General features: G+C 39.4%; 10 protein-coding genes. 8 read left to right on the top strand and 2 right to left on the bottom strand.

Translation table 11 applies throughout. The features are described 5' to 3' along the window. Positions 1–30: 30 nt before the first annotated feature. From ACUNWD_RS05470 to ACUNWD_RS05435, 8 genes are all read left to right on the top strand, one after another. Complete coding sequence (locus ACUNWD_RS05470) at positions 31–1,359, top strand: dihydrolipoamide acetyltransferase family protein (protein WP_445586772.1); 1,329 nt, start codon at positions 31–33, stop codon at positions 1,357–1,359. 101 nt (positions 1,360–1,460) lie between these two features. Next, positions 1,461–2,822 (top strand): dihydrolipoyl dehydrogenase, encoded by a 1,362-nt coding sequence (lpdA, locus tag ACUNWD_RS05465; RefSeq protein WP_445586771.1) that lies wholly within the window; start codon positions 1,461–1,463, stop codon positions 2,820–2,822. Between the two features lie 25 nt (positions 2,823–2,847). Then, positions 2,848–5,316, top strand: a complete 2,469-nt coding sequence (locus ACUNWD_RS05460) for an alpha-ketoacid dehydrogenase subunit alpha/beta (protein WP_445586770.1) — start codon at positions 2,848–2,850, stop codon at positions 5,314–5,316. Positions 5,317–5,439: 123 nt separating this feature from the next. Next, a complete protein-coding gene (locus ACUNWD_RS05455) occupies positions 5,440–5,970 on the top strand; it encodes a hypothetical protein (RefSeq protein ID WP_445586769.1) in 531 nt (176 codons plus the stop codon). Between the two features lie 158 nt (positions 5,971–6,128). Continuing rightward, positions 6,129–7,301 (top strand): PHP domain-containing protein, encoded by a 1,173-nt coding sequence (locus tag ACUNWD_RS05450; RefSeq protein WP_445586768.1) that lies wholly within the window; start codon positions 6,129–6,131, stop codon positions 7,299–7,301. Between the two features lie 18 nt (positions 7,302–7,319). Beyond that, on the top strand, positions 7,320–9,296 hold the full coding sequence (locus tag ACUNWD_RS05445; RefSeq protein WP_445586767.1) for an SDR family NAD(P)-dependent oxidoreductase: 1,977 nt from the start codon (positions 7,320–7,322) through the stop codon (positions 9,294–9,296). 20 nt (positions 9,297–9,316) lie between these two features. Next, positions 9,317–10,591, top strand: coding sequence for a zinc-binding dehydrogenase (locus ACUNWD_RS05440; protein WP_445586766.1), 1,275 nt, complete (start codon positions 9,317–9,319; stop codon positions 10,589–10,591). Between the two features lie 213 nt (positions 10,592–10,804). After that, a complete protein-coding gene (locus ACUNWD_RS05435) occupies positions 10,805–11,461 on the top strand; it encodes a transaldolase family protein (protein ID WP_445586765.1) in 657 nt (218 codons plus the stop codon). A gap of 45 nt (positions 11,462–11,506) precedes the next feature. Here the strand turns inward: ACUNWD_RS05435 and ACUNWD_RS05430 are convergent, their stop codons facing one another. Further along, positions 11,507–13,450, bottom strand: coding sequence for an ATP-binding protein (locus ACUNWD_RS05430; protein ID WP_445586764.1), 1,944 nt, complete (start codon positions 13,448–13,450; stop codon positions 11,507–11,509). Positions 13,451–13,529: 79 nt separating this feature from the next. Next, positions 13,530–14,072 carry an isochorismatase family protein gene (locus ACUNWD_RS05425; protein ID WP_445586763.1) on the bottom strand — a complete coding sequence of 181 codons (543 nt, stop codon included), beginning with the start codon at positions 14,070–14,072 and terminating at the stop codon, positions 13,530–13,532. Positions 14,073–14,076: the final 4 nt, after the last annotated feature.

Raw genomic sequence — 14,076 nt, 5'->3', positions numbered from 1 at the left:
AAATGTATTAACAAGTGAAAATAAACGTATATGGCTATTCCAGTAATTTTGCCTCGCCAGGGGCAATCTGTTGAGACTTGTATAATTGGAGAATGGTACAAGCAGGTTGGGGACCAGGTGAAAACCGGTGATATCCTTTTTTCTTATGAAACCGATAAGGCTTCTTTTGAGGAGGAAGCAAAGGAAGATGGCGAATTGTTGGCGATCTTCTTTGAGGAGGGAGATGAAGCTCCAGTATTAGTAAATGTAGCTGTTCTTGGAAAAGCTGGTGAAAGTGTGGATGAATTCCGTCCGGGGGGAGAAACTGGTTCTGAGCATAATGACGAATCGAAAGAAGTTGCTGTAGTTTCAGAAAAAGAAACGATTAAGGAAGAAACACAAGTTGTATTGGAGGAAAAACCTGAGGGAAAAGTGAGAATTTCTCCAAGAGCCAAAGTAATGGCAGAGAAAATGGGTGTTCCCTATGAAAAAGTGAAAGGTTCAGGGCCTCATGGTCGCATTATTGCGCAGGATATTGAAGTAGCTGCTGAGTCACTTCCAAAACTGACTCCACTGGCTCAGGAGAAAGCCCTGGCAGAAGGATTAGAAGCCGCAAAAGAAACAAGTGGTATAGGTGGTCGTGCCGCTGCCGCTGATTTGATTGCATACAATCCGGTTTATGCTGATGACTTTGAAGTGAAGAAGTTAACCAATATCCGTAAGTTGATTGCCAAAGCGATGCACCAGTCATTGCAGAATTCGGCTCAGCTAACTCACCACATGAGTGCCGATGCACGAAAAATTATGGCATTGCGTAAAGAGTTCAAGAAAAAGCTTGAAACAGGAGAAGTAACACAAAATATTACTATTAATGATTTGGTTTGCTATGCAGTGATCAAAGCGTTAAAGAATTTTCCACAAGTCAATACTCATTTCATTGGCGATAGCATGCGCTGGTTTAAAAAAGTGCATCTGGGACTTGCTGTTGACACAGAACGTGGCTTGATGGTGCCGGCTGTAAAAAATGCAGATGATCTTTCAATTGAAGGACTTTCATCCCAATTATCAACAGTTGCAGGACAATGTCGAAAAGGAAGCATCGATCCTGAATTATTGAAGCCGGAAGCTGCAAGTTTTACGGTGTCTAATTTGGGAAATTATGGGGTTGAGATGTTTACACCGGTTATCAACTTACCGCAGTCTGCAATTCTTGGTGTTTGTACTATTGTTCCCCGTCCAAAAGATTTGGGTGATGGGGTGTATGGTTTTGTGCCGATGATGGGACTTTCGTTGACATACGATCACCAGGCTCTGGATGGAGGTGAAGCAACTTTATTCCTGAAAGAAATTAAAGAGCAAATTGAAAACCTAACTATTTAAAAATAAGAACCAAGATGTTAGAACCAGGAAACAAGAAGTTTTAAAGTAATGTTTTTCCTCAAAGTCTTGAATCTTGATTCTTTGATCTAAATTCCATGAAAATGAGTGGTAAATTTGATATAGCAATTTTGGGTGGTGGACCCGCTGGATATGTGGCAGCCGAACGCGCCGGAGCAAAAGGAATGCGCGTAATAATTTTTGACAAAAGAGCGTTGGGAGGGGTGTGTTTAAACGAAGGTTGCATCCCTACCAAAACGCTTCTTAATTCAGCAAAAGTTTTGGAGTATGCTCACGAAGCTGGGAAATACGGAATAAATATTGACTCCAATATTTCTGCTGACTTTGGAAAAATAATGAAGCGTAAAGATAAGGTAGTACGCAAATTAGTTTCCGGGGTAGGGGCTAAAATGAAACATGCTAAAGCTGAAGTTGTCATGGCTGAGGCAGTCATCAAAGAAAAGCGTGGTGATGTAATTACAATTACTGCCGAAGGGAAAGATTACCAGGCAACTCGTTTGCTGATTTGCTCAGGTTCAGAAGCTGCTGTTCCTCCAATTCCTGGATTGGACAAAGATATAGTAACTACCAACCGTGAAATTCTTAAGCTGAAGGAACTACCCAAAAGTTTGGTCATCATTGGTGGTGGTGTGATTGGGTCTGAGTTTGCTGATTTCTTCAATGCTATGGGGACAAAAGTCACGGTGATAGAAATGTTACCTGAGATCTTAACAGGTGTTGACGAAGAAATTGCTGCTTTTGTTCGGAAAGAATTCACCAAACGTGGAGTTGAGTATCATTTGAATGCCAAAGTAACTGAGCTAAAGGGCAAGGAAGTCATTTTTGAAAAAGATGGCAACGTTGAGTCTGTAACGGGTGATGAAGTTTTGCTTTCGGTTGGGCGCAAGGCAAATGTTCAGGGCATTGGTCTTGAAAATATTGGCGTTGAATTTACGCCTAAAGGAATTAAAATCGACCAAAATTGCCGGACAAATATTCCGAATGTGTATGCTGCCGGTGATGTTACCGGATTCTCTCTATTGGCACATACTGCCAGTCGTGAGGGGGAAGTAGCCGTTAATCATATGTTAGGACGTAAAGATGTAATGCGTTACAATGCTATCCCGGGAGTCGTTTACACTCACCCTGAGATTGCTGGAGTTGGCTTGACAGAGTCTGCTGCGAAAGCTAAAGGGATTGAAGTGGTGACACGCCAGTTGCCGATGGCTTATGCTGGCCGTTTTGTGGCTGAGAATGAGGGCAAGGACGGTTTCTGTAAAGTAATCGTTGGAAAGAAATACAAAGAAATTCTGGGAATCCACATGGTTGGTGGAGCATGTTCTGAAATGATTTGGGGTGCTTGTGCACTTATTGAAGCTCAACTGCGAGTACAGGATGTTGAGGAAATCGTTTTTCCACACCCAACAGTCAGTGAAATAATAAAGGAAACAATTTTCCAATTCTAATTGAAAAACTAATAATCTTAAAATAATGCCTAAAGTACAATTTATTGATCCGCAAGAAGTCAGGAAAGCTGGTGAAGTGACTTTCAACCCGATTCCTGTCAACCAATACAGCAAAAGTATTGAAGATGAGAAAGCAAATTTCTCAAAAGAAGATTTTCTTCGCATTTATCACGACATGGTGGTGATTCGTGAATTCGAAACCATGCTCAACGAAATAAAAATCAAAGGTGAATACAATGGTATTGCTTACAATCATCCAGGGCCTGCGCACTTATCAATAGGGCAGGAAGCTGCAGCTGTTGGTATGGCCTATACTCTGGGAGTTGAAGATTTTATTTTTGGTTCACACCGTTCTCACGGAGAAATTCTTGCAAAAGGATTGTCAGCAATTCAGAAATTAAGTGATGAGCAATTGACAGATGTGATGGAAAACCATTTCGATGGTAAAACATTTGCTCCGGTAAAAGAAAACTTTCAAGGAACAACCAAAGAACTAGCGATTCGCTTTTTGATTTATGGAACTTTGGCTGAAATTTTTGCCCGCGAAACTGGTTTTAACCGTGGTTTGGGTGGTTCAATGCACGCATTCTTCACACCGTTTGGTGTTTATCCAAATAACGCCATTGTTGGTGGATCTGGCGATATTGCTGTTGGCGCTGCTTTATTTAAAAAAGTTAATCGCAAAGAAGGAATCGTTGTTGCCAACATTGGAGATGCCTCTATGGCTTGTGGTCCGGTTTGGGAAGGTTTGTCTTTTGCGACCATGGATCAGTTCAACCAGCTTTGGGAAGGTGATATGAAAGGTGGCCTGCCGCTCATTATCAATATTATGAATAACCAATATGGAATGGGTGGGCAAACTTGTGGTGAAACCATGGGGTATAAAGTAGCTGCCCGTATTGGTGCCGGGTTAAATGCTGACCAAATGCATGCAGAGCGTGTGGATGGTTACAATCCACTGGCTGTGATTGATGCTTACAAACGCAAACGTGAAATCTTAAAAGAAAAGCGAGGGCCGGTATTGTTGGATGTTTTGACCTATCGTTTCAGCGGTCACTCGCCATCGGATGCTTCTTCATATCGTTCAAAAGAGGAAATCGAAGCATGGCAAGCTGTAGATTCAATCATCTGGTTTGGTAACGAATTGGTAAAAGCTGGGGTTGCTACTGAAGAAGAGCTGGAATCAACAAAATCAAATACAACTGATTTAATCACCTGGGGAATCAAACTGGCGATTGACCCGGTAGTTTCTCCATTAATGGACATTGAAAAATATCCTGAGTTGATTGGTGATATGATGTTCTCTGATGAATCGGTGGACAAAATGGAAGATCGTGAGCCAGATGTAAATCATCCAATGGAAGAAAATCCACGGGTTCAACAGTTGGCTAAAAAAGAACGTTTTGCTTTTGATAAGAATGGAAAGCCATTCTCAAAAATTAAGCAATATGGATTGCGTGATGGCTTGTTCGAAGCGATCATCGACCGCTTTTACAAAGATCCAACTTTGGTTGCATACGGTGAAGAAAACCGTGACTGGGGGGGGGCTTTCGCAGTTTATCGTGGATTGACAGAAGCACTCCCTTATCATCGTTTGTTTAATTCGCCTATTTCTGAAGCTTCTATTGTTGGAACGGCAATTGGTTATGCTATGTGTGGCGGTCGCGTGATTCCTGAAATCATGTATTGTGATTTCCTTGGTCGTGCAGGAGATGAGGTATTCAATCAAATGCCGAAGTGGCAAGCGATGAGTGGAAACGTGATCAAAATGCCAATTGTGGTTCGTGTGTCAGTTGGTTCAAAATATGGTGCTCAGCACTCTCAGGACTGGACCGCTTTGGCTGCTCATATTTCTGGGTTGAAGGTCGTTTTTCCGGTGTCTCCTTACGATGCAAAAGGATTAATGAACTCAGCGCTTCAAGGAACTGATCCTGTGATTTTCTTTGAAAGTCAACGCATCTACGATATTGGTGAGCAATTCCATGAGGGTGGTGTGCCGGAAGGATATTACGAAATTCCATTTGGCGAGCCTGATGTGAAACGTGAAGGTTCTGATGTTACCATTTTGAGTATTGGTGCAACGCTTTACCGTGCGTTGGAAGCAGCCGATCAGCTGCAGGAGAAATATGGAATGAGTGCGGAAATTATAGATGCACGCTCATTGGTTCCATTTAATTACGAACCGGTAATTGAATCATTGAAAAAGACAGGTCGCATTATTATAACAGGCGATGCTTCGGCTCGTGGCTCCTTCATGAAGGAAATGGCTTCAACCATTACTGAATTGGCATTTGACGAGTTGGATGCTCCACCAGTAGTGGTTGGTTCTCGTAACTGGATTACACCTGCCTACGAGTTGGAAGAATATTTCTTCCCACAGGCAGAATGGATTATTGACGCTATTCATGAGAAAATTGTTCCATTAAAAGGACATGTAGTGAAAAATAATTTCACTGAACCTGAATTAACAAGAAGAAATAAACTCGGAATTTAGTTTTTCTTTTTCCATATAGAACGGAAAGTCTCATGCTGCAAAGTATGGGGCTTTTTTGTTTATAAATATCTTTTTATGATACAAATTTTTTAAATTCATCTTTCGAAATAAAATCAAAATACTATGGCAGATTTAGCACTAGGTTCAAGGGTGAAACACCCTGCATACGGCGAGGGGATTGTTAGTCGGTCGTACCTCACTATTTATGAAATCTTCTTTGAAAAAGGTGGAAAGCATGAAATGAGTAAATATAATCCGGACTTGGAAGTGGTTGAGGAAAAGGAAGCAGAATCTGGAAGTGGATTATCATTAGCAGAAGTTGAGAAAGCAATCACCTATATTTTAGACAAATATCAGGGATTAAATTATGCGGTTAGAATAGCCGACAAATGGAAGGGTGGCACTATCGAATTGAAATCGGCAAACCCGGATTTGCAGCCTAAAGAAATTCCCATGGACACTTTCTTTCATAAAGTAGTTATGGTTAGGGACCGGTTGCGTGTATTGGAGCAAAACATCAATAGTCATCCCAAATTGGATGAGGAAGATAAAGTGCATTTGCAGCAGTATATTACCCGTGCTTATGGTAGTTTAACCACTTTTAATGTGCTTTTTTCTGAAAAGGAAGATTACGTTAAAGGTCAGTCGAAATAGTTAATTTATTTAAAAATAATTTGAAGCCTCATGTGATTATGCAAGGGGCTTTCTTTTTTGTGGGAACAGGATAGCAAAGGATAGCATTCACATGTAAAATGAATTCCTTTGTACTAAGATTCGAAATAGATTGTTTTTAATAAAAAAGCTAGATAAATATGACACCAATTAAGGTCAATGGTCATTTTCACACACCATACTCATTCAGCGCTTTTAATGAGATAGAACAAGTGTTTAAGATGGCTGGGACGGAAGACGTAAAAGTTTTGGGGATCAATGATTTTTACACAACTGATGGTTACGAAGAATTCGCAAAACTTGCAAAAAAGTACGAAGTATATCCCTTATTCAATATAGAATTTATGGCTTTGCAAAAGGACTTGCAAGCTAAAGGAGTTCGGGTGAATGATCCCAATAATCCGGGGCGGACTTATTTCAGCGGTAAGGGATTACAATATCCGGTGAAAATGAATGCTGATATGGTGGATCGACTTTTCAAAGTGCAGGATGAAAGCAATCGCCAAACCGCACAGATGATTGAAAAGTTGAATGAATTGCTGGACGAGCTAAATGCAGGTTTTTCTTTTTCATTTGAATCTTTAAAAGAGAAGTATGCGAAGAATTTAGTTCGCGAGCGTCACATTGCCAAAGCGCTTCGTGAAAAAGTTGTTGAGGAGTTTGCTACTATTGAAGAACAAAAAACTTTTTTCACCAAGGTTTTTTCAGGCAAGGAACCAAAATCTGCGATGGATGATTTTGCTGGTTTGGAAAATGAAATTCGTGGGAACTTGCTAAAGTCTGGAGGGAGAGCTTTTGTGCCTGAAGACGACAAAGCCTTTTTAAGTCTAGAGCAGGTCGTTGAACTGATTATTCACGCTGGTGGTATTCCTTGTTACCCGGTATTGCTGGATAATCCAAATGGAGAATTTACTGATTTCGAAGGTGATTATCAAAAATTATATGAAAGTCTGGTTGCAAAGAATGTTTACTCACTTGAATTGATCCCTGGAAGGAACAATCCCGAGATATTGGAGGAATTTGTAAAGTTTTTTAATGAAAAAGGTTTTGTGATCACTTTTGGCACTGAGCACAATACGCCAAAACTGGACCCAATTACTGTTTTCAATGGAAATGGAGATAATCTTTCAGACGATATGCAGCAGATTGGTTACGAAGGAGCATGTGTGATTGCTGCTCATCAGTCATTAATTTCTGCCGGGAAAGAAGGTTATCTGGATAAGAATGGAGTTGCAAAAATTAAAGAGCGCATTGAGTTTATTGAGTTGGGTGATAGGGTGATACGAAAAACGGTAATTAAGCAAGTCGTTTGACACTGGCAAAAAAAAGAAATGAAAGAAATGGAACAAGGAATAAAAGACCTCATTGAAGTATCACAGTTTTACGGCAAACAAAAAGATTATGTGCTTGCCGGTGGAGGTAATACTTCATATAAGAATAATAACTACTTGTGGATTAAGGCAAGCGGATTTGCATTGGCAACGATTGAAGAAGATGGTTTTGCCAAGCTCGATCGTTCTCAACTTGCTGAGATTAATACAAAAAAATATTCAGAGGATGTGTTGAAGAGAGAAGCTGAAATTGTTGTTGACCTGATGAAAAGCCGCGTTGAGCCCGAAAAAGGCCAGCGCCCATCAGTTGAAACTTCCTTGCACAATTTAATAGACTTTTCTTTGGTGGTTCACACGCACTCTACAAAAGTGAATGGTTTAATGTGTAGCAATACGGCTGCTGAAAAAACGCTGGAATTGTTTGGAGAAGATGTATTGTACATTCAATACGAGGATCCAGGTTATATTCTTTTCAAGGTTGTTGAAAAAGCGATTTTGAAATACCGCGAAGAGAAAGGGCAAGAACCGGCAGTTATTTTCCTGCAAAATCATGGGGTATTTGTTGGGGGGAACACGGTTAATGAAATCAATGCTGTTTACAATGAAATTGACGAGAAACTGAACGCAGTGTATGGTGATGAATCAGAGAATGAAGTCTTGTCTGTAAATCAAATGGCTGATAAAATCGTACCTGCCATTCGCATGATGGTATCGGGTGAAGGTTTGAAAACAGTTCGGTTAGCAAATAGTACGATTATTGATAAATACTTGAAAAAGGAAAATCAATCGGCAATTTCTGCACCCTTTACACCAGATGGAATTGTTTATGCAAATTCTTCGTTTTTGTATGTTGATTTTAATGGTGATGTGGATAAGTTTCTTGAATCAGTAAAAACTGATATTGAGAAATATAAGGCCGATAAAGGCAAATTGCCTAAAGTTATTATTGCTTCTGGCTTGGGGGTAATCGTGATTGCAGATCATGCAGAAGGAGCTGAGATTTTAGTTGATGTGGTGACCGATCATTGTCGGATAGCACAGTTTGCCGATTCGTTTGGTGGTCAGCATCCCATGACTCAGCGACAAATCGAATTCATTGAAAGCTGGGAAGTTGAGCAGTACCGATCTAAAATATCACTTGGTGCAACAGCTGGACGTGTCGATCGAAAGATCATCATTGTTACAGGTGGTGCACAAGGTTTTGGTGCCGGCATTGTTGAGGTATTGATGAAGCACGGGGCAAATGTGGTAATTGCTGACCTCAATACAGAGAAGGGACAAGAATTTGCTGCTGAACTCAATTCAGTTAAAAGAAAGAATAAAGCGTTGTTTGTTCAGGCTGATGTGTCAAAAGCTGAGTCGGTGGAACAACTCGTGTTTGAAACGGTTGTTAATTTTGGAGGATTGGATGCATTTATTAGTAATGCCGGAATTTTGCGGGCAGGTGGATTGGATGAAATGACTCCAGAAACTTTTGAGCTGATGACTAAAGTGAATTATTCAGCCTATTTCCTTTGTTCAAAATATGCATCGGCGGTGATGAAATTGCAGAACAAATTTAAACCGGATCATTTTGCAGATATTATCCAGATTAATTCGAAATCAGGATTGAAAGGAAGTAACAAGAATTTTGCGTATGCAGGTGGTAAATTCGGTGGAATAGGATTGACTCAATCTTTTGCGTTGGAGTTGATGCCATCAAGAATTAAGGTCAATTCCATTTGTCCGGGGAACTTTTTTGACGGGCCACTTTGGGCTGATCCGGATAATGGGTTGTTTGTTCAGTACCTTCGGGCAGGAAAAGTGCCGGGCGCAAAAACAATCGAGGATGTGAAGAAGTTTTATGAAGCACAGGTTCCTGCAGGAAGAGGATGTACTCCAATTGATGTGATGCGTGCCATTTTTTATGTGATGGAACAAGAATATGAAACTGGGCAGGCAGTGCCGGTAACGGGTGGACAAAATATGCTGAATTAGAAAATGAAAGAAAATAATATATGAAAACAAAAGCAGTTCGTTTATACGGAAAAAAAGATTTGCGCTTGGAAGAGTTTGAACTTCCCGCAATCAAAGAAGACGAGATATTGGCTAAAGTGGTGTCTGATAGTATTTGTATGTCGTCATACAAAGCAGCGACTCAGGGGACTGATCACAAAAGAATTCCAAATGATGTGGCTGAAAAACCAATTATTATCGGGCACGAATTTGCCGGAGAAATTGTTGAAGTCGGAGCCAAGTGGCAAAGCAAATTTAAACCAGGACAAAAGTATTCCATTCAACCTGCAATTTACTACGAAGGTGGACCAGTTGGAGTTTTAAGTGCGCCTGGATATTCATATCAGCATATTGGAGGAGACGCAACGTATGTTATTATTCCAAAAGATGTATTAGAACAGGATTGTTTGCTTGCATACGATGGACCAGGTTATTATCCGGCTTCATTGGCAGAGCCGCTAAGTTGTGTGATTGGTGCTATGCATGCGAATTATCACACCAAGCCGGGTTCCTATATTCATCAAATGGAGATTGTACAAGGCGGTAAAATGGCGATTTTGGCGGGGGTTGGTCCAATGGGCTTGGCTGCTATCAATTATGTGATTCGTCGCGAAGATCGTAAACCATCATTGATGGTTGTTACTGATATTGATCAGAGCCGATTGGATCGCGCTGCTTCTATTTATTCCCCTGAGTGGGCAAAAGAGAATGGTATTGAGTTAATTTATTTGAATACTGGAAATACAGATGATCCGGTTGCCAAATTGAGAGAAGTTTCTGGCGGAACTGGTTATAACGATGTTTTTGTTTTTGCTCCTGTTCCCCCGGTTATTGAACAAGGTGATGCGATTTTAAGTAATGACGGTTGTCTTAACTTTTTTGCAGGACCATCAAAACCTGATTTTACTGCAAAAATGAACTTTTACAATGTTCATTATGCATCGACACATATCGTAGGAACCAGTGGTGGAAACAACGATGACATGGTAGAATCATTGGCAATGTTTGGAAAAGGATTGGATCCTGCCGGCTTGGTTACGCACATTGGCGGATTGAATTCGGTAATTAACACGACTCTTGAATTGCCTTCTATTCCTGGTGGAAAGAAATTAATTTACACGCATAAAGACATGCCATTAACAGCAATTTCTGATTTTGAAGAACTTGGTAAATCAGATTCTTTTTATGCTGATCTGGATGCGATTTGTAAAAAGCACAATGGGCTTTGGTCGGTCGAAGCTGAAGATTACTTATTAGCTAAAGCAAAAGATATTTAGGAGCAACAATAGAAATAAATTGATTAATGTTATCCGCTTAACCTTTACGGGGTTGGCGGATTTCTTTTTAATCTTTTTTGTATTTGAAGAAAACAGTAAATCTTCATCAATTAGGCCTGTATTTTAATCGAATAGGATTGTATTTCCGATCTTTGCAGTGCTTATTTAGATCACAAATTAATAATTTAAAAAAGAAAGTCAGGTATGATTTATATGGCTGATACTGCCGATATTACGGCATTGAAAGAACTTTACGATTTTTTCCCTCTTGAGGGTGTGACAACCAATCCAACAATTCTTAAACAATCAGGAATAAAACTATCGAAATCGATTGCTGCAATTGTGGAAATAGTTGGTGATGGAATGATGCATGTTCAAATGATGAGCAGTTGTGCAGATGATATGCTTCGTGAAGCAAGAAAGTACAAATCATACTTTGGTTTAGGAGATAACTTTTATGCTAAAATTCCTGTGACAACCGAAGGATATAAAGCAATGAGGATGATAAAAGATAATGGTATAAATGTAACTGCAACAGCCATTTTTACTCAGCAACAAGCTTTGGTTGCTTCAAAAGCTGGTGCTGATTATGTTGCTCCTTATGTAAGCCGATTAGATAATATCTCATCTCATGGAATTGAAGTGGTTGGAGATATCGTGAAAAACATGAATGATTATAATCTCAGCACAAAAGTATTGGCAGCCAGCTTTAAAACTGTCGACCAAATACATCGTGTAAGCATGAAAGGTTCGCATTCTGCTACTATTGGACCTGATTTGCTCATGCAGATGATAAAACATCCGATGACAGATATTAGTGTGAAAACTTTTGATGACGATGGGAAAGATTATTACGATATAACCTTTTAGATATCAAATTATATGGATGGGGCTGTTAGAGTCTCATCCATTTTTTTACAATGGGAAGGTCAACAGGATACTTGTTCCTGCGGAATCACTTTCTATTTTAATTGATCCTCCTTGTTTTTCGGCAAACTCCTTGCAAAGAATAAGCCCAAATCCTGTTCCTTTCTCTCCATGTGTTCCTCTGGTAGATTGAGTCTGGTCAAATTGAAATAAGTTTTTAATTCTGTACTCTGGGATTCCCACTCCACTATCTCTGATAATTATCGTAATTGAATGTTCACTTTCTTCGGAATAAATTTCAACCTGTCCTTTTTCCCGAGAAAACTTAATGGCGTTAGAAATCAAGTTTCGCAAAATAACTTTAGTTGCGTCAATGTCCAGATTGGCTGTAGCTTCCGCAGGGATTTTGTTATTTATTTTTACCTGTTTTAACTCAGAATTTGCTTCATAAGCAGGAAGAACAGAATTTACTAGCTCTTTTAATTGTGTAGGTTGCTTTTGAATATTTAACCGTCCATTTTGTGAATTGGCCCAGCTTAAAAGGTTTTCAAGAAGATCCGCAATGTCAGAACTGGATTGTTGCATATTGCTTATTAATTCAATTTTCTCATCATCAGTAATATCCTTGTAGTTTTGAAGCAATATGTCAGTAAGAGATTTATAGCTGGTGATTGGGCCTCTTAAGTCGTGGGCGATAATTGAGAAAAACTTATCTTTCATCGCATTAGTTTCTGTCAGCTCCTTCGATGTCTTTAAAATATTTTCCTCGTGATTTTTCAACTCGGTAATATCATTTGCGTTAAAAATTACAGTGTCTTCGGATTTATTGGAAATTTGTGCGGAAAACCACTGTGTCTTGCCGTTTATTTTCAGATTATAGGTAATGGTTATAATATCTTTTTCTTTAAGGCATTTTAATATTGCATCATGGAATTGTTTAGCCTGTTCAATCTCAAAAATATCATATAGAGATTTTCCCAATAATTGTTCTTCCGGTTTTACCAATAGAGATTTGTTAGTGGGGGCAATCTTTAAGTATTCACCTTTGTCGTTCAATTCTATGATCAGGCTGTTCATCGATCTAAATATCGCAGTTAATTCTTTTTCATTTCTTCTTATCCGGATTAATGCGTTGGCAAATAATCCTAATAGGATGCTAATGATAAATGAACTTGCCAATAAAATAATGAGTAAAGTTTTATCCTGATCGACATACGAATTCCATCCATTGTTTGGGATAGAAGCCAGTACCCAGGAGCCGGTTGGTAACTCAATGTTGATTGTTACCGGGGTGGCCTCAAATATTTTCTCATCACCCCAAAATATTTTTCCTTCATTTCCCAGTCCGTTATAACCACGCAAGGCATAGATGTAGTCGCTGTCTGCATTTTTTAAGCCAGCTTCTTTTAGTAGCTTATCTTTATGAATAACAATATCTGTCATTCCCCAAAAAATATTCTCGTCACCATCTTGTTGGTTGAAAATCGGGGTGTAACTAATGAAAGCAATTCCCCCCTCTACAAGATCTACTGGCCCTGCAACAAAGGTATTGTGTGTTTCAATCGTTTTTTCAACAATTTGCTGTCTTTCTGGATGCTCTAACAAGTTAAGCCCAATTGCTGATTCATGCCCCTTCTTGGGATAGATAAAGGTGATGATCCCATTTTTGGACAAAGCCATTGTGCTAATTACCGGATCATCCTGGATAAATTCCCTGGCTAACTGAGCGTACTCATCTTCCTTAATTTCCGGATGCATGGAAACATATGCAGCAACTCCTCGAGTGTAGTAAATTCGGGAATAAAGCGCTTTTTCCAGAGCAGATTTTTTACTAATTAACGTTTCCTGAAGATTGGCGCGAATATCTTTTTCCCAAACTCCTTGGCGGTAATTCGAATATTGATAACTACCAAGGAGAAGAATGGAGAAGGTTGCTAGTGCTGTAATAGTCGATAACCCACGTTTTATGAAACTCACAATATCTTTCTTCATCTATGCGTAAGTTGGTAAAATACTCTTTAAAGCTAAAAAAAAGTCGGTTTAAAAAACCGACCTGAATAATGTTAAAAAACTATTTTACTATTTTAGAAATAGCTTTAAATTCCGATGCTCCAGATGAGCGGGTCAGCTCAAAGAGGATGGATTCATAGGATGTCATCATAATGTTTTCATACCTGAATCGTTCAGCAGCGAGATCAACATTGTCGAGTGATCTTGAAGAGACACAATCCATCACAACAACCGGAATATATCCTGCTTCTTTTAAATCAATTGCTGTTTGAAGCACGCAAACATGGCTTTCAATACCACAAATGATTACGTGTTTTGTGTTCAGTTCCTTAAGTTTTTCAGAAACTACAGGCTCATCACAACAGCTAAAGTCTCTTTTTTCAATTGGTGAAAATTCATCAAATATCGATTTGATTGGCTCAATTGTTTCACCAAGTCCTTTTGTGTATTGTTGCGTGACTAATATTGGAAGGTTTAGAGCTTTTAGTCCTTCAATTAAACGTTGGCAATTATGTACTAACGTTTCTTCTTCTGCCATTGCTGGTACCAATCGCTCCTGAATATCAATCACCAACCCAGCAGTGTTTTCTTTTGTAATGCGCATGTTT

The organism is Sunxiuqinia sp. A32 (genome assembly GCF_052690465.1).
This window is presented reverse-complemented; position numbering and strand designations above follow the sequence as displayed.